Below are 18,908 nucleotides of genomic sequence, written 5' to 3' on the forward strand. Positions count from 1 at the left end.
TTGTGCATAAAATAGGCAGGCACAAAATACAACGCAACCATTTGTACTAAACTTGTTTTGTTTAGAATGAAAATATATAAGCTGAGGAGTGAACCTATATTAGTTACAAAAATGTATCAGAAAATTTTAAAACTGATAACGCAGCTGTAGCACATAATTTCTGCCCAGGTCATCGGCAAAATAGCGAAGACGATCAGTATAGGTACGATAAGAAGTATTCAGTACATTTTTGACCCGGAAACCGATGTTAAAGCGATTGACCTGAGCATTCCAGCCCAGATTGAACATCAGGTAGCATTCAGGAGGTGGTAACAGGTCAAAATTAGATGCGTTTTCGTCAAATATATTAGCATCATTTTCCTGCGCTTCAAGAATTTCTTCAATGCTAACTACAGGGGGTGCCTGAAATTGCTGAAAGGTATAAGAGAGAGATGCATTCCAGCTATGTTGATCTATAAAAGCAAACTTTCGCAGGCTCTGATGATACGAATATTGTATGTTTAAGGGGGGGATGCCCACAAACTGTTCATCATTCGCAATATCTTTTGCCCACACATAACTAAGCATGGCCTGAGAATGAATGTTGGAAGTATGGTAGTACTCAATACTGGCATCCAGGCCTGCAAACAAGGCATCATCCTGATCGTAAATGAAGAAAGGAAAAGCCCCCCTTACGGTCTGGGTAATCCCCGCTGGTTTTGTATAAATATAATTGCGGATATAATTAACATAGCCAGTGAACTCTGCTCTTACCAATTCGTGATTGATCTCATAGGTATTGATCCATTTAATGCCCATTTCAGCAGGAGCGGCCTTATCATCCTGATCCAGAATCTGATCGTTGATAACATCATTGCTTTCATCCATCTGATATCTCCATAAGCCATATTCAATGGAGGCCTGATGTTTACCAAAACTATAAAGCTCTGAAACATTAGGCGGACGCCAGGCTGTACCAATGTTGCTTCTAAAAAGATGATCATTTTGCAAAGGTTTGATCAAACCAAGCGTGGCAGTCATATTTTGGAATGAAAGCTCATTGCGGTATATTTCATTATCAGTCGCTCTTCCACGAATTGAATTGTACTGAAAATCATACCTGAGTCCCCATTCCAGACGCATTTCATCAAGGTTTTTGCTTTCAATCAGGTAAAAACCAATACGGGAGAAATTGTAGTTGGGGATGAAAGGGATGGTATTAGTACCGGGGAGGTTATTGTTGTCCTGGTAAATGGTTTGGATACCCAGGCTTCCTTCCCAAGCAAATAAATCCGGATGCTTCCACTCCAAATCTAGCGTCTGACTCATTAATTCCAGATTAATGGCAGGACTTTCATTATTAGCACCTCGTCTCACATCAAACTCCAGGCGTTGGTTTTTTTGGAAGGCATAGATAAGCTCAAGTGACTGGTTATCACCACTAATCACTCCTTTCAGTTTGAATACATCATGCTGTACCTGCTGCCGGGGGTTATCAATCTGGTAATTGAAGTCAGCCGTATACAGAGGAGGAGATGATTTGATGGCTAAAGCCAGATCTTCCAGATTACCAGTTACTGATCCTCTTAATATGCCCAGGTTTTGGTTAAAATGACTATAGGAAGCATAAAGGTCAAGAGTTTTCCAGTGGTAGCGCGTACCCAGTGACATGCTCGTTTCTCTTTTGCCAGTATTTGAAAGCACATAATCAGGAGCATGTACATCTCCCTGATACGTGTTGGATGCCTGCGCCTGAACACTAAATTTATGAAAGCCCTTTTGCAATCTGATATGTCCATCGGCTGAGCGGCCATTAGACTTTCCTACCAGGTTTACTTCACCGGAAAAAGGGGTAAGTAACTCCAGCTTGTTTGGGTTAATGATCAATACTCCTCCCAATGCATCAGGACCGTAACGAACTGTTGCGGCACCTTTTACCACACTGATCTGATTTGCCATAGATGGGTCAATTTCAGGCGCATGTTCTACTCCCCAGTTTTGAAATTCATGTCTTACGCCATTGTTGACGATCAGTACCCGATTGCTGTGCAAACCGTGAATAATAGGTTTTACTATGTTTTGTCCTGTTTTAAGTGTAGATACACCGCTGATATTACTGGCGAGATCTCCTAATGATTCAGATTGATTCTGTCTAAATGTGTTTGAAGAAAGCTGGCTGACTGTACCGGAAAATAATGCGCCTTCCTGTATATCTCCTTCTACGATCACACTCTCTAAAGTCACACTGTCGGCTGCCATTAAAATCTTCGGAACTTCATGATAGGTATCATGGTGGTGTATCACCTTTTTATAGCCTACATAAGTAACGATCAGGTCAAATTCTTTTTGACAAAGTTTATTGATCATAAAATGGCCATTCTGATCGGTGAAAGTACCTGTTTTGCTCTCTTTCACCTGTACACTGGCATAGGGGAGGGGCTCCTGGGTACGTAGGTCTAACACATAGCCTTCTACATGATACAGACAGCTATCTTTGTTAGCAGCGTTTTCTGGCTGCGCAATAACATTGATAGCAGCAAAAAAAAATAATGGCAGACTTAATAAAAAATAAAGTGGATGCTTCATGAGTGGCTACAAGATTTGCAATAGCCCTTGACCACCATTTCAACCTCCTGCACCTGATAACCTTGTGGAAGGCTTACTTTGGGTATCATTTGTTCGGGAAGGCATGAGGTTTTTCCGCAGGCATTACAAGTAAAATGGATATGTTCCTCATGTATGGCTTCTATACTGCTTTGGTCTGCAGCAGTGAAGTCTTCAGAAACAGTAGTTTGATCCAGTACTTTTCTTATGTGTTCAGATAAGCCATACAAAGCCGCACCGCCATCACTGGGAATAGGATGTATGATGTTTTTCTCTATGAAAGAATTTAATGTACGATATATAGTGACCCTGTCATACTGAGGCAATCTGGTTTCAAGATCTTTAGCCGATAAGGCGAAAGATGCATCAAAAAAGAACACAATAATATCAGTTCTGCACTTGGTAAAGCGCAATTTATGCTGGTGAAATAAGCTTTCCAGAAATTGTTGGTCCATGCCGCAAGTTACTTAATGTGCAATAAAGTTGCATGTAATCAACTGCAAAAATATGGTATTAATTCATTTTAACGCTATCTAAGTAAGCAACATGGTATTGGTAAGGTTGTGAATAGCGATATGTAATTTAATGTACACCCATGAGTCTTAGCGCTGATGATGTAATGATTTATACTAAATGTGATCAATGATGTCCACTACCTGATCTATTTCTTCAAGCGTATTGAAATAATGGGGAGATAACCTGACTACCCAATCTATTCCTTTTTTGTCAAAATCTAGTAGCGCACTGCTCCTGTTTGCAGTAGAATAAATCACATTTTCGGCATCTAGTTTAGCCTGGATCTGCTCCAGGCTTTTACCTTCTTTTTGTAAGCTTATGATATTGCACTTGCGAGTCCCCTGGTCAAATAATCTTACTCCTGATAGTGCAGAAAGCCTTTTGCGCAGATGCCGAGAAATTTTCTGGTTGTATATTTCAATATCCTTCAAGCCAATAAGGTTAGCATACGCTACGGCCTCTTTCAATCCTAACAACAAGGCATAGGGCAGTTCCCAGCTTTCAAACCTTCTGGCATTTTCAAGCATTGAATAATGATTATCCGAATCCCAGTTTGCCCCCCTTAGGTCAATATATAAAGGAGCATATCCCTTCTTCAGGAGTTTGTCGGAAACATATAAAAAGCCGGTTCCTCGTGGACCTCGCAGATACTTTCTGCCGGTAACACTCATGAAGTCACACTTTATTTGTTGTACATCTACGACCATTTGCCCTACAGATTGACAAGCGTCCAGGAGATAAAGCACATCATATTTTTCACAAATTTTGCCTATACCTGCTGCATCCTGCACTAATCCTGAGTTGGTAGGTACATGGGTGATAGCGACAAGTTTGGGATGATGTTTCTGAATTTGCTTTTCCAAATCTTCCAGGTCAATGTCTCCGCTGTTCAGGTTTTTAGCTCTTACAATGCTGATCTTAAATCTTTGCTGTAGCGAAATGAAATGAATCTGGTTGGAAACATAGTCGTCATCTGAGGTTAAGATAACATCTCCTGCTTCAAATGAAAGGGAAGATAAAGCTTTGGCGTATGCCTCAGTAGCACTAAAAGCAAACGCAATTTGATTGGATTCAGCATTGATAAGCTTTGCCACGTCCTGATAAAATGTATTTATCGCATGCTCCTGTAAATCAGCTACTTTATAACCTCCAAGTTTTGCTTCTTCTTCCAAATACTGTTGTATGCCAGCCACTACTTTAGCAGGCATCAAAGAAGAACCAGCACTATTAAGAAACAACTTATTTTGACATGCCGGAGTATCTTTTCTGATTTGCTCAATATTAAACTGCATATCTAAAAATAAAAACTCCTGTCTCAGGAACCAACATTCTTGTAGCCATGCGCTGAAAATCAAGTGGCATAGCAGACTAAGTTTGATAATCCAATCAAACCCCGTATTAGGACTTAAGTGTATTTTCAGGATGCCTTAGTCTGTACCTGATATTTCTTCCTAAGTAACAGTTCAAAAACAAACTAAAAATTTTATGCAATTCGTAGGAACATTAGTTATATTTAGTTGAAGCAGGTTAAAGTCCTTAAAATTGACATGAGGGGAAAATTTCTAAGGGTGCATTGAGATGTCTAATATGATTAAGCATATGATCTTATAAAACGCAAATAAATATTGTTTTTCTGGTCTGATTCAGGAGAATGAATTTTTTACAACTAACACCTAAAACTATGAAATCTATCCTAACGATGCTTGTATGCATATTTCTAGTTCATCCCACTTTCTCTCAATCTTCCATCGGTATATTTGATGAAAACGAAGATATTGGTCAGCCAAGCAAATCAGGAAGTACAAGTTTTGATGAAGCTTCACAGACATATACGCTGAGTGGAGCGGGATATAACATCTGGTTTGAAAGAGATGAGTTCCAGTTTCTTCACAAAAAGCAAAGTGGGGATTTTATCATTACCGCCAATTTTGAATTTGTAGGCGAAGGAGTTGATCCATTGCGAAAGGCAGGCCTGATGATCAGGGAGTCAGTAGACGATGACGCATCCCATGTCAGCGCTGCTGTACATGGTGACGGCTCTACGGTATTACAAAGGAGAGTGCTAAAAGGAGCTTATATGAGAGATCCTGAAGATGACATTTCTGCACCTAAAAAGGGGTATGAAATATTACAGTTGGAAAGAAAAGGAGATATAATTACCATGCGAGCAGCGCACTGGGGAGAGCATTTGCAGGAAATTGGTTCTTATGAAATGTCATCCCTGCCGCATGAAGTGTATACAGGATTGTTTATTACTTCACACAATGAAGATATGGTAGAAGAAGCCAGGTTTTGGAATGTACGTATCACTGAGCCTGTAGAGAATAACTACGATGGTTTTATGGCTTGTCGGCTCGAGACAATGAACGTAATGGATGGTAAAAGAAAAGTGATATATGAAACCTCTGCCGAAGATCGTATTGAGTCACCTAGTTGGTCACCTGACGGACAACACCTACTTACTACGATGGATGGCTTATTGTATACCATTCCTTTAAATGGAGGTGAACCGGAAAAGCTTAATACAGGTGATATTGTCAGAATTAATAATGACCATGGCTACTCTTTTGATGGTGATCAGTTAGCGATCACGAGTAGCCAGAATGTAGAACTTGGCCCCCGGGTTTATGTGCTACCCGCTGAAGGTGGAACCCCCAGACTTCTTACCGAAAAAGGGCCCTCTTACTTTCATGGCTGGTCAGCCAATGATCGAGAAGTTTACTATGTAGCTCAGAGAGACACTACAATTTTTAATATTTATAAAATCCCAGTGAAAGGAGGTGAGGAAGAGCAAATAACAGACAATACCAGTGGATATGTTGACGGGCCTGAAGAGTCTCCTGATGGTAAATATATTTACTATAATGATAATCAAACCGGGACTATGCAGATTTGGCGTATGAAAAAGAATGGTACAGAAGAGGAGCAACTTACTTTTGATGAGTACAACGACTGGTTTCCCCATGTTTCACCCGATGGAGAATGGGTAGCTTTTCTTTCCTATGAAAAAGATGTGCCACCAGATGCGCACCCTTCATACCGTAGGGTGATGATCAGGCTGATGTCATTATCGGGGGGGGCGCCCAAAGTAATCGCAAATATATATGGTGGTCAGGGAACTATGAATGTTACCTCATGGTCTCCTGACAGCAAAAGCATTGCTTTTGTGAGTAATTCAAAGAAATAGATTCAATAGGATTGCAAGCTTTAGATCGTTTATACTCATTGTAAAGGTCAAATACATATTACCCATCAGTAATTTTTCTTCGCAGCCAAATTGCTGATGGGTCATTTTTTCATGCTGTTGTTTGTAAAGCAAAAGGGTCAGATTAAATCAGGTCGTCACCAGCTTTTATTGATGCAGGTGCAGGGTGTGAATAGCTTTAAGATACTTACCGAATTTTATATTAAGCTGTAGTGCGATTTGTATTAACTTTCTGGATGATTGTGTCAACCTTTATTTCAGGGTATAGATCGCTGAGTTGGAACAAAGCTTATTGTTAAAAGGAGAAAGCCTGATCTCTTTGGTACAACATTTTGCAAAGGAAACCAAAGCACAGTTAAGCCATTTTTTTAGGGGCCACCGCCCAGACAGAGGCAGCAGCATTGATCAGCCGGCTGGGTCAATCTTGCCACCAGCTTGGTATAGGTTTTAAGTGCTTCACATTTGATCCATGAGATGAGTAATATTGTTCATTTAGCCAAATGCATCAACCGTGAACAGAAAGGATAAGCAGCCCAGGAGTTTTACCAATTCAACGCTTTTCTTTTTTTGCTGAGGAGCCAATTGATGACAATCAAATCTATTGGGAGATTAGCTGTCTTTTCGGCACAAAAAGTTTTCAACTGTTCAAAAAAATGTCCGCATCCCTAAGCTTGGGAAGCTGAACGTTCCTGAATTCATCCGCTTAAGATCTGTGATACTTTTGTGATACTTAATCCCTAATATTGAGTAAATTAAGTGATATGAAAGAGGTACTTATCGTTGAAGACGATTCTGAAATAGTAGATCTTCTTGAAATTCACCTTATTGATCTGGAATGTAAAATAGAAAAAGCACATGACGGAAATCTGGGCCTGCAAAAAGCCTTGAATCATTGCTTTGATCTGATCATCCTGGACATCATGCTGCCTGGAATAGATGGGTTAGAAATTTGCAGAAAGATCAGAGGAAAGGAGAAATACACCCCCATATTGATGCTTACCGCTAAATCTGAAGAAATTGATAAGATTCTTGGATTGGAAACAGGAGCTGACGACTATCTCACGAAGCCCTTCAGTGTACGTGAATTTATTTCCCGAGTGAGAGCTATATTCAGAAGGGTAGAAATGATACAGGGAAATCAGCAGGAAACCGATAAAAAGAAAGTACTTAAAGCAGATGGTTTACATATGGATGCAGAAAAAAGAAGCGTTGAGATTCATGGGGAGCGTTTAGCGCTTACTCCCAAAGAGTTTGATCTTTTATGGATCATGGCTGCGCATCCGGGAAGAAGTTATAGTCGGCAGGAACTACTCAATCTCGTATGGGGCTACGAATTCAGTGGTTATGAGCACACCGTTAACGCGCATATCAATCGTCTGCGCTCCAAAATTGAAAGAAATGTCTCTGAGCCACAATACATATTGACGACCTGGGGAATAGGTTATCGTTTTAATGACGAATAAATGCCAGTACAACATCAAGCGCACTCACTTAGGCAAAGCCTTTTTTGGCGGATTGCCATTGTGTTATTTATCCTTTTTCTGTTGTTGGGAATATCCTTTATACTTATTACTTCCTTTGCCTCCAAGCGTTATTATGAGGAAACCGCCCAAAGGCTTAATGCTCATGTTGCAGAAGAAATGCTTCTGGAAGTAAATCCCTTTGTAGAGGGGGAAGTGAATGATGAAGCTTTGGGAAAGATCATGCATTCTATGATGGCAGTGAATCCCAGTATAGAAGTATATCTGCTTGCCCCCCAAGGAGATATACTTTCATATGTTGTTTTAGATAAAAAAGTGAAGTTAAAATCAGTGGATATTGGTCCGGTAAAGAATTTTTTGAATTCTGATGGTCAAACTTATACGCTGGGCGACGATCCCCGTAACCCGGGCCGCAGCACTATCTTTTCAGCGGCAGAGGTAAGAGAAGAAGGAAATTTGCTCGGCTATGTCTATATGATCCTTGCCAGCGAAGAATATGATAATGTAATGGCTTCGCTCTGGCAGAGCCATATTTTAAGGATTGGCGCTTGGTCTTTTTCACTGGTTTTGATAGCCGCGCTTATGATCAGCCTTTTGGTTATCTGGTGGCTTACCCGCAGCCTGAGACGGATACAGTATATGATAAGAAAATTTGAGGAGGGAGATTTATCCGCCAGGGTTGAAGTGAGGCAGGATGATGAACTGGGGCAACTTAGCTATTCCATTAATAATATGGCTGATACAATTGTCCGTAATATTGATGAACTCAAACAGGTAGATAAGCTGAGAAAAGAACTGATTGCCAATGTATCTCACGATCTGCGCACACCGCTCTCTGTCATTCAGGGATATGTAGAAACACTAAATATCAAAAAGGATAGCCTTAGCGAAGAGCAGAAGCAGAAATATATGGGTATTATCCTGAACAGTTCCAACAAACTAAAGCGTTTGGTAAATGATCTGTTTGAACTTACCAAGCTGGAATCCAGGCAGATAGAGCCTAAGCCTGAAACCTTTGCTATGCAAGACTTGCTACATGATATCGCCATGAAATACCAGTTCCTGGCGGAAGAAAAATCGCTGAAGCTAGAGACCAAACTGAAGAATACAACTGCGCTGGTATACGCTGACCTGGCCATGATAGAAAGGGTCATGCAGAACCTTCTGGACAATGCCTTTAAATATACACCTCCCAATGGCACTATTAAGATTCATGCTGAGCAATGTGAAGAAGAAGTGTGTATAATGATAAATAATAGTGGCTCTGTCATTCATGAGGAAGAAAAAGAATTAATCTTCAACCGCTACTTCATGGGCAAAGAACCGCGTGTCAATGGTAGTGGTCTTGGCCTGGCTATTGTGAGAAACATTTTGGAGATTCATCACACTAGTATTAAGGTAAAAAGCGATCAGGATGAAGGCACAACTTTCTTTTTTAGCTTACCATTGGTTAGCGGCCAGTAGCCGTTGGATAAATTAAGATTCTGTGGTCAAAAAATGAAATTCGCCCTCTGCTTTCTGCGCTACTAGCTGCTATTCAATGTTTATATTTTGTTAAAACTTATGTGATCTTTTCGTGACAATTGGCGCCTACTTTAGGTAAACCAAACAAAATCATAAACGTCATGAAAAAGATTATTTTATTCGCAACACTCCCTTTCTTTTTTCTTTTTGCCTGTGAGGACAACAGCACAGAAACTGTAACCATTGACAGTAGTGAACCTACTGGTGACTTTATGTCGCAACGTGCTGGCACATTTGTAGAGCAGAATGGTACTGGCACGATGGGTATGGCTGAACTGGGTACTGATGAAGACGGTGAGCAATTTTTATATTTCGGACCGGATTTTCAAACCAACTTGGGTACAGGTACGGTAACCATTTTTCTTTCTACCAGTGAAGAGTTTATGGCTGATCCTGCGCAGGGCAATCCTGATTTAAGGTTAGTGGGTAATGTCAGTATGAACGGAGAGTCCTATTATAAAATATCGCCTGTGGCTGAAAGTAAGTTTACGCATGTCATCCTATGGTGTGCTTCAGCTTCAATACCTTTTGGTTATGCACCTCTTCAGTAAGCCTAAGCGACATGGTCTGGATCCTAAGATACGGACTATGTTTTCATCAGCTGTCTTACTGCTTGTTTGGCTTATTTTATGCAGTTTGTTAATTGCAGAAGAGGCGACTGCACAAAGCGGTTGGGTTAGAAATAAAGGAGAGACATTCACTCAATTGAGCGTTTCTTCTTTTCAATCTGACCGCTACCATAATTTAGAAGGAGAGCAGCTTACTACTACTGATTTTGCTCAGCATCATTTGAATTTCTACGCTGAGTATGGCATTACAGAGCGATTAAGCATTATCGCCAATTGGCCATTCGTGAGGGCACATGGGTTTTCATCTACAGAAACCATTTGGGGAATAGGTGATTTGAGAGTAGATGCAAAGTATGGCTTCTTACAAGAGGTGCTTCCTATTGCCATAAGTTTTGCTATGGAAGCGCCAATTGCCAGGCCGAATCGCTTTGCTGAAAATGAAGACGGATTAGGAAGTATAAATTTGCCTACCGGAGATGGTGAATGGAATTTTTGGTCAGGTATAGCTATCTCAGGCTCACTTGATCCTTTACCAGCTTATATAAACCTTTCGGCAGGCTTTAATAAAAGGACTTCATTTGAAGGCCAGAAGTTTAATGACCAATGGGTAGCGAATGCTCAGTTCGGATACCAGTTTTTTCAAAAAATCTGGTTCCAGCTTTCACTGGGTGTACAAAATACAATAGGTGAGCCCAAAGGTGTGGTGTCTTTTGTAAGAGGAGATGGTACTGCTTTTACCCAATACGGACTAAACTTATCTTATGAGCTGAATAAAGCATGGGGGATTGGGTTGCAATATTATAACAACGCTGACTTTTTAGTAGACAGGGTGAATGTGTACGAATCTCCAACCTTAGGTATCAGCGTATTTTTCCAGGGACAGCTATAGAAGTAGCTCTATCCATCAACAAGTAATTCTTATCCATATGTTAAGCCAAGATCTATATCAAGACCATATACACATACCGGAAGTAATTTCCGCAATGCAGGGGAAGCTGCAAGCATTTAATAAATATGATTTTATCTACCTGGATAGTGCCTCTTCTCAAAAAATATATTATCTGCAGGAAGGTTTGCTAAGGTTAGGAACATATACTGAAACCGGTAAAGAAGTTACGTTCTGCCTGGTTCAGGAAGGCGCGGTTGTCGGAAATTTTTCATTGCAGGCGCAGCAGGGTAGGCCTTTTGCACAGGCATACTCAGAAGTAAAACTTATAGCGTATGCTGAGTGGGAAATCAAATCACTTTTTCAGTCCGATCTCAGTAGCAGTTTTGAAGTATTTAAATTAATGGGCGAACATCTGAGAACGATGGAAGAGCAATTTAAAATGTTAGCATATTGTGACGTTCATGAGAGAATTATACGTTTTGTCCTTTATCTGGCGGATTTGTATGGATATCGCCATCAAAGGGTAACATTTATTCCCCATCATTTCACCCATGAAGACATTAGCAGAGTCATACATACCAGCAGGCAAACTGTCACTGTGTCATTAAGAGAACTTCAAAGGCAAGGCTATCTGAGCTACCGCCGGGGGGAATTCAGGATTTACCGTTATGAAGAATTGATGAAGCTCGTGAATAAGTGTATGAACTGAACATAAGTGCAATTCTACTCCGTGCATATGGTTTGTTTCTCAAATTTTTTACTACCATAAGTATCTTGATATTTATGTTTACCTCCTTTAGTTTTCTTTTGTTTATTGCTTATAAGAATGTTTCAATAGTAAAAAAGAGGGAATATGTTAAATTAATATTCCCTCTTTTCTTTCATTTACATATGATCATTTTTGAGCGTAGCCAGTAAGCTTACCAGATCACGTATTTCCTTTTTGCTAAGAAAGTTTTTCATATCAGGCATGCTTGAGGCAGCATTATTTCGCTTCACAATCTGATCTTTTATGATGGTAGTATCAGGCTGATTACCAATTTTCAACGTAATTTCATGGTCTGTCTCCCCCTGGTAGATACCACTAACCGTTGCTCCACCTTCCATTTCAAGCGTTACTACGCCAAAGCCGGGGGCCAGGCGAGCACTCGGATCAATCAAAGCCTCCAGTAACTGTTCACGGCTGAGCCTTTCACCTACACCATTTAAGCGGGGACCAGCACTGCCCCCATAATCTCCATAGGCATGACAGCGTAGACATTGCGCTGTAGGATGTCGGTAAAGTAATCTGCTACCACGGTCAGGGTCTCCTCCATATAATGCTGCCTGGTATGATGCTAATTGTTCATTTGGCGACATAGATGATTGAATCTCCTCAAACCTCATCTTCAATGCTTCGGAATGAGTACTGTCTATGGCTTCCGCCAATTCTAATTGTACTCCCGGGTGTAAGTTTCCATTTTCTAATTGTTTAAGTAATTGCTCAAAAGTAGCCTGAGTTTCACTTACAGGTAAGCTTCCTAAAGTTAAAAGCGCAGCCTGTTTTTCTTCCACCGTCCTTTTATCAATGACTTCGGAAAGCAATACTACTTTTAAATTATTCGAAATGTCCATCTGCTTCATCAGGTCCAGGCCTGCAATTCTGACCATTTTTTCATTGTCGGTAAGGGCCTCTTCTATGGCCTGATCCATCTGCTCAGTGTTCATGTTGGCCAGCGCCCTGAGGGCTGCTACTCTGACCTCAGGGTCAGCATCATTTTGCAGGACTGCCATCAGGCGGGTAGTCCCTGTTTCAACCTTGAGCTTACCTATGGCCTGGGTAGCACTTAATCGGATAGAGTTTTCCTGATTTGCTGTCAGACTGATCAGGGCATCCCCGGCTTTCATTTTTAGCTCAGAAGCATCTCTTTGCATCTCTCCTCTGTATCGGCCAGTCACCCTGTCCAGCACCGAGGGCCTGGCCCAGGTACTCAGGGTGGCTATGGCTTCTGCCCTCATCTCAGCAGGGGCAGAGGCGCTCAAAGCATAGTCAATCAGGTTCTGCATGGCCTCATCAGTACCTACCCTGAGGTTGGCGTTGATGGCTCTTCTGATCAGCGCCTCATGGGTAAACCTATCTTTTTGCAGCACATCGCCCAATGCGGGCAGGGCTGCTTCAATAGAAAAGTCATCATTGATAGCGCGGGCCGCTTCGGTGACGATGAGTTCATCTTCATCCTCTAAGAAGTTGGTGATCCCCGCATCACCCATTCTTCTGAGTGCCAGCACAGCGCCCATTCTGACAGCACGGGAAGGGTAATCATGTAGCTCAACGATTGCTTCTACATTATTGATTCTGGCGAGTGCTAAACTGGCGGCATGGCGGATGTAGGCATCTTCATCGGCATTGGCTTCCAGCAAGCTGATCAGCGGCTGTACCGCCTCAGTGTAGGCGATTCTTCCCAGGGCTTCGGCAGCGAAGAAACGGGCACGGGCAAAATCATCATCCAGCAGAGCGATAAGCTCATCCCCGGCTTCCTGGTAACGGATATCCCCCAGCCAGCGGGCGGCCTGAGCTCTGATCTCGGGGTCCTTGTCCTGCAGCAGCGGAACAAGGGGTTGCGCAAAGCTGAGGTCCTGCATGCGCGCGATTTGTGCCAGCCCCCAGATGGCATGCACGCGGGCGAGTTGGTTATCGGTTTGAGCGATGTTTTCCTCAAAGGTGGCAGCGCCCTGCTCACCCCGCCTGGCCAGCTCAAACTGGGCTTTCTGGCGAACACGCTGGTCAGGGTTTTTCAGGAGCTGGCTGAGTTGATCCAGAGGAAACTGGGAAAAGTCCTGAGGGAGGATCTCAGCGGTTTGTTTACGCTCCTCCCAGTTGTCACCCCCGGGAGCATCCAGCTTCCAGACTCTGCCATAGTCTTTGGTACCCCAGCCGTCAATCCAGTCGGCCACATACATGCTGCCATCAGGACCGAAGTCCAGCCCGGTAGCCAGCACATTACCCAGAATCTTTTCGGTCTCAGCCAGTTCAAAAGTTGCGCCTTTAGCCTTGAGTTTAAAGGCATGAATCCCGGAACGGGCTGGATTGCCCACAAATTCCGCAACAAAGAAAGTATTTTTCCATTTAGGACTGAGAGCTGTACCAGGATTGTAAACCATACCCGTAGGTCCATTCACAAAATTTTTGATGGTAGGGGTGATGTAGGCTGCCTGACCTTCAAAACGAGGTTTATATAATTCCTCATCCATCCAGACTTTGTATTCATTGTTATCCGGATCACGATATTTACCAAACTGCCAGTTAATGCGCCATCCGGTATCTGAACCGTTCACAATGTAAACCAGTCTTTCGCTTTCTCCCGGATGGTCGCCATCGTTATCCTGGCTAATCAGGTTTCCATATTCGTCAAAAACAAACTCATGCGTATTACGAACGCCCATGGCAAAGACTTCAAAATCGGAGCCATCAGGATTGGCTCTCACAATCACGCCCCGGTTAGGATACTTCCATTCTTTGCCGTCAGGGCCCACTCCATTAAATCCGATATCACCGATACCCCAGTAAATTCTTCCGTCAGGGCCCATTTCCAGGCCTGACATACCATGTGCGCCAAAACCAATATGGATACCGTAACCATGTGAAATAGAAGTTTTTTCGTCGGCAATACCATCTCCATTTTTATCCATCACCCTCCACATATCAGGACCAACTCCTACATATATATCATCTTCATAAGCCATTACGGCACCCGCCACATCGGTGACTTCATCATGAAAATCCTCAATCATCAGTTGTGAAAAATCAGCCAGTCCATCACCATCCTTGTCTTCCAGCCTGAAGATATTTTCTTTTTCAATGGTCATGTCTTTCCAATCATGTGAACCATCACCATTCAGGTCAGCCAACCACTCATTTTTATCGCTGTTTTCTGGAGAAAGGGTCTTGTGTAGAAATGCCCTCTTATCTTCAACGGTTTGCAAGGAAATAGATTCAATCTCCCAATCCTGATGTCCGCGAATGTCAAATTCAGAATTTTCTTGACGGTTAGTACGGGCGTAGAACAGGCGTCCCTGATCATCTACATCAATGGAAATAGGATCAGCAACCAGAGAATCAACCGCCCACAATTTTAAAGTTAGTCCTTCCGAAAGTTCGGGGCTTACCAGAGATTCAATTTTACTGGCCATTTGAGAAACTTCCTGAGCGTTCATTTCTTTGATTCTCAAATCTGTTGGCTCTTCCTTATTGCAGCCGCCTAGGATGAGCAGAAAAAGAAACCCGGAAGTAAATAAGCTAAACAGAAACCGTGATTGAGGAGGGATAAATACTTTTTTCATTTAGATTGTCGTAAAGTTAAATTTGTTGAATACCGATCATTTAACGGTTTAGTAATCAGAGCGTTCTATGCTTTATCAAGTCAGAATATTAAAGCTTAAAATGCTCATTTCCCAAAGTTTTAAAGCTTTTGTCAGGATTAAGATTCTAGGCTGACTGAAAATAATATTCAGTAAGTTGAACATAGTTTCTTGTATTGAATAGTAAGCGAGTCCATTCCGAAAGCTGCACTTTCAATAAAATTGTTATCTTTTGAATTGAATTTTCAATACTTAGACCTAAAGCTACTTTAATTAAACTGAAACCATGAGTATCGTTACCAGAGTGTTTGTTCTATTGATCTTTTTTGTTTTTGCTTCCCTGAATGTATTTGCCCAAAAGAGCTGGAAAGAAATAGTTACAATCAAAGACCTGCATGAAACCTATCCGGAGACCATTGATCGTTTGTTGAGCCATCTTGATCTTGATTATCCGGGGCTGGAAAAAGTAAAAAAGGCGAAAGAAAATGATAAACTTGTAGAGGCAGGTAATTATTTGCTTGATTATTACAGGAACAATACTTCTGCTCAGGATTACAGAAGAAGGCAGCCTGAGCTAACAAATAAAAGTATTGCTGAGGCAGATACAATTTTAAAGAATGTCTTTATCATTCAAAATGTAAGAGGGGAGGTGCCATACGGAGATGATGGTCACAGGGACTGGTATTATAAGGGACCAAATAACGATAGGGAATGGGCCTGGCTATCCAACCGCCACAGTCAGATCAGAAATGTTCTCGATACCTATTTTGAAACAGGAAACCCGAAATACGCTGCATATATTGATACGTTTCTCAGAGATTTTATCATCAAAAGCAGACCTTATCCCGCAGAAAAAAGTAGTACTTCAGTCTGGAGGGGGCTGGAAGTTGCCGCAAGAGCCAAAGTATGGACACAAGTTTTTTATAGTACGATAAACAACGAGTACCTGTCTCCCGCCACTCATTTATTGATCTTAAGTAGCTTGCCTGATCATGCGCATTATAATAAAAACTTTCATGCTGGAAATAACTGGCTGACTATGGAAATCTCTGCGCTGGCTACAGTTGCCGCATATTTTCCTGAATATAAGAAATCAGATGAGTGGATGGATTATGCTATTGATCAGATGGTTGAGAGTATGAAAGATCAGGTATATCCTGACGGTGTACAAACAGAACTGACCTCACACTATCATAATGTATCCCTGCATAATTTTGAGCTCTTTCAGGATATTTGTAAAAAGGCAAACAAAAAATTACCTCCTTTTTTCAACCAGACCATTGAAGCTATGTACAGTTACATAGCGCATGCAGTACGTCCCAGCGGGTTACGGATTTTGAACAATGATGGAGACAAAGGCAGTGATCGTGAAATCATTCTTAGAGGTGCTGAGAAGTTTCAGCATCTTGATTGGGAATATATCATTACCAATGGAGAATCAGGGAAAGAACCGAAAGATGGTCCTTCATACTTTTATCCCTGGGCAGGACAGTTAATTTCCAGAAGCGGGTACGAGGCCGATGCGCATTGGTCATTTTTTGACATGGGACCCTGGGGTAGTGGTCATCAGCACAATGATAAGTTACATATTTCAGTTTCTGCCTATGGAAAAGACCTTCTGGTTGATGCCGGAAGATTTGCTTATACCGGAGAAGTCGCTGAAAAATTCAGGCCATATGCGAAAGGTACTGCAGGACATAACATTTTATTGATTGATGGTAGGGGGCAAGAGCCTGGTCCGACGCATGCACAAGAACCAGTCAAGGAAAAGTATTTCAAGATCTCCGATGATTTTGACTATGCTTCCAGTTCTTTTGATAGCTTTAGCGGTATTGATGGCGACATAAACCACATAAGATCAGTATTTTATGTTAGAAATGAATTTTGGATCGTTGTGGACAAAGTAATTACTGACCGGCCCAGAAAGGTTGATGTCATGTGGCATTGGCATCCCGATTCTAAAGTCGTTCAGGATAACTCAATGGTTAAAACGATTAACTCCGTTGGCAATCTTGGGGTCATTCCGATTGGTGAGCAGGCATTTGATATCCGCTTTGTAAGTGGTCAGGAAGAGCCTGAAATTCAGGGATGGTATAGTCCGGAGTATAATATTTTTAGTCCCAATACAACAAGTATCTATAGTACTAACATTAATGAAAGTAGTACAATGGCATGGCTACTATTACCCTCAGCGGGTGAAGTGCCAAATGTTAAAACTAAAATCATATCTGAGGGGGAAAATGAAGTAATACTGGAAGTGAGTCTGGAAGGAAAAAAATGGCAGTTAACGGTTCCATACCTGAATAGTGAAGAGGCGAATTTGTTGAAGCAGTAGGTACAACAAGTAATTGACCAATAAACTGATCAATCAATCCAAGGAAATAAATTTTGTTCCGTATTAGAATAAGGATACTTCCTGATACTCCAATGCAGTATGTAGGTAAATAAGATTAGAAAAATACTATTACTGTTGGATTGCCAGTTACAACAAAAGCATATTATTTCTAAATTATTTTTATGTTTTAATCCATTTTAATATGTTTGGCGCAAATAAATCAGTTAATTGTTATCAAAGTCAAAATGTAGGGTGATGAAATAGGCAAACATGCCCTCCTGTCTCGAGGGTGGAGAGTACGGGATAAATGCTGAGTCAAATTAGCACCAACCGCTCCTTGGAGGTTCGAGCCCTTCCCCTACAGCACTACCATGAAGGCGAGCTAAATAGCTTGCCTTTTTTTTGGCTAATTTCCATTCAGATTGCATGTTGAGCTTTCTTTTTAGGAATTCTCGTATTGTATTTACGAATGGCAATAAAGAAATTGTTGCTTTTAATACTGCAACCGAAAAATATCAATCTAAAAATGCAAACTGATTACAGACTTCACGCTTTTACCGCAAAAAGTAGAGTATTTAAAGTTTCAATGCTGCTAATTTTAATATTAAGCTGGGGTTGTAATCAGCAGCAGCAAAAAGATAAAAGTGTTGATCTGGAAAAGGCGGATAAAGAGGAATGGATTCCACTTTTCAATGGTAAGGATATTGATGATTGGACAGTGAAAATACATCATCATGAGGTGGATGAAAATTATGCGAATACTTTTAGCGTGGAAGAGGGTATCCTGAAAGTAAGGTATGATGAATATGAAGGAGATTTCAATGATCAGTTTGGCCACCTGTACTATCATCAGCCATATTCATACTATAAACTTCGCTTAGAGTACCGTTTTGTGGGTGAATTACATCCCGGAGCCCCAGAATATACCCTTAGAAACAGTGGAGTAATGTTTCATTCCCAAGACCCGAGAACCATGCCAAAAGAACAAAACTGGCCAATATCTGTAGAGATGCAATTCCTGGGCGGCTTAGGTGATGGAAACCCACGACCGACTGGCAATATGTGTTCCCCGGGAACAGAAGTTATTTTTCAGGGAGAAATGGATCCAAGACATTGTATCAATTCCTCTTCTGAAACTTATGAAGGCGATCAGTGGGTAAAAGCAGAACTAATCGTTCTTGGAGATTCTTTGATTACTCATTTAATCAATGGTGACACTGTTTTACGGTATTCAAAACCGCAAATAGGAGGGGAAGTCGTTAAGGGCTTCAGAGATGAATACAAGCAAGATGGAAAGCTTTTGAAAGAAGGATATATCGCATTACAAAGCGAAGGTCAGCCCATTGACTTCAGGAATATTGAACTGCTCAATCTGGAGGGTTGTATGCATCCTCAGTCTCCAAATTTTAAATCATATTATGTGAAAAATGCTCCTGAGGAGTGTCAGTAATTGTAACTGTTTGGAGCA

The 18,908-nt window shown here is 41.4% G+C and carries 12 protein-coding genes; 8 read left to right on the forward strand and 4 right to left on the reverse strand.

Going from position 1 to position 18,908, the window contains the following annotated elements; translation table 11 throughout:
• Positions 1-126: 126 nt before the first annotated feature.
• The 3 genes from OKW21_RS11490 to OKW21_RS11500 all read right to left on the reverse strand — a co-directional run bounded on the left by OKW21_RS11490 (position 127) and on the right by OKW21_RS11500 (position 4,391).
• A complete protein-coding gene (locus tag OKW21_RS11490; protein ID WP_277479595.1) occupies positions 127-2,565 on the reverse strand; it encodes a TonB-dependent receptor in 2,439 nt (812 codons plus the stop codon).
• Positions 2,562-3,038, reverse strand: coding sequence for a Fur family transcriptional regulator (locus OKW21_RS11495; protein ID WP_277479596.1), 477 nt, complete (start codon positions 3,036-3,038; stop codon positions 2,562-2,564). The genes OKW21_RS11490 and OKW21_RS11495 overlap by 4 nt, the downstream gene beginning before the upstream one ends.
• Before the next feature lie 174 nt (positions 3,039-3,212).
• Complete coding sequence (locus OKW21_RS11500; protein ID WP_277479597.1) at positions 3,213-4,391, reverse strand: aminotransferase class V-fold PLP-dependent enzyme; 1,179 nt, start codon at positions 4,389-4,391, stop codon at positions 3,213-3,215.
• A 389-nt stretch (positions 4,392-4,780) separates the two neighbouring features.
• Between OKW21_RS11500 and OKW21_RS11505 the strand changes: the two genes are divergently transcribed.
• The 6 genes from OKW21_RS11505 to OKW21_RS11530 all read left to right on the forward strand — a co-directional run bounded on the left by OKW21_RS11505 (position 4,781) and on the right by OKW21_RS11530 (position 11,476).
• Positions 4,781-6,286: a TolB family protein gene (locus OKW21_RS11505; RefSeq protein ID WP_277479599.1), complete on the forward strand. Its 1,506-nt coding sequence runs from the start codon at positions 4,781-4,783 to the stop codon at positions 6,284-6,286.
• A 779-nt stretch (positions 6,287-7,065) separates the two neighbouring features.
• Positions 7,066-7,767 carry a response regulator transcription factor gene (locus OKW21_RS11510; protein ID WP_277479601.1) on the forward strand — a complete coding sequence of 234 codons (702 nt, stop codon included), beginning with the start codon at positions 7,066-7,068 and terminating at the stop codon, positions 7,765-7,767.
• Positions 7,768-9,249, forward strand: a complete 1,482-nt coding sequence (locus tag OKW21_RS11515) for a sensor histidine kinase (RefSeq protein WP_277479603.1) — start codon at positions 7,768-7,770, stop codon at positions 9,247-9,249.
• 161 nt (positions 9,250-9,410) lie between these two features.
• Positions 9,411-9,860, forward strand: a complete 450-nt coding sequence (locus tag OKW21_RS11520; protein ID WP_277479605.1) for a DM13 domain-containing protein — start codon at positions 9,411-9,413, stop codon at positions 9,858-9,860.
• An 85-nt stretch (positions 9,861-9,945) separates the two neighbouring features.
• Entirely contained in the window at positions 9,946-10,767 is an 822-nt protein-coding gene (locus OKW21_RS11525; protein ID WP_277479606.1) for a hypothetical protein, read from the forward strand.
• Positions 10,768-10,804: 37 nt separating this feature from the next.
• Positions 10,805-11,476, forward strand: a complete 672-nt coding sequence (locus OKW21_RS11530; RefSeq protein WP_277479607.1) for a Crp/Fnr family transcriptional regulator — start codon at positions 10,805-10,807, stop codon at positions 11,474-11,476.
• A gap of 176 nt (positions 11,477-11,652) precedes the next feature.
• Here the strand turns inward: OKW21_RS11530 and OKW21_RS11535 are convergent, their stop codons facing one another.
• The gene (locus tag OKW21_RS11535; RefSeq protein WP_277479608.1) at positions 11,653-15,087 is read right to left on the reverse strand and encodes a HEAT repeat domain-containing protein; all 3,435 of its coding nucleotides are present in this window, start codon (positions 15,085-15,087) and stop codon (positions 11,653-11,655) included.
• 304 nt (positions 15,088-15,391) lie between these two features.
• On the opposite strand from OKW21_RS11535, the gene OKW21_RS11540 reads away from it, so the two are divergent.
• A complete protein-coding gene (locus OKW21_RS11540; protein ID WP_277479609.1) occupies positions 15,392-17,440 on the forward strand; it encodes an alginate lyase family protein in 2,049 nt (682 codons plus the stop codon).
• Positions 17,441-18,026: 586 nt separating this feature from the next.
• Positions 18,027-18,890 (forward strand): 3-keto-disaccharide hydrolase, encoded by an 864-nt coding sequence (locus OKW21_RS11545; protein ID WP_277479610.1) that lies wholly within the window; start codon positions 18,027-18,029, stop codon positions 18,888-18,890.
• Positions 18,891-18,908: the final 18 nt, after the last annotated feature.

Origin of the sequence: Catalinimonas alkaloidigena (assembly GCF_029504655.1) — a bacterium.
Lineage (GTDB): Bacteria > Bacteroidota > Bacteroidia > Cytophagales > Cyclobacteriaceae > Catalinimonas > Catalinimonas alkaloidigena.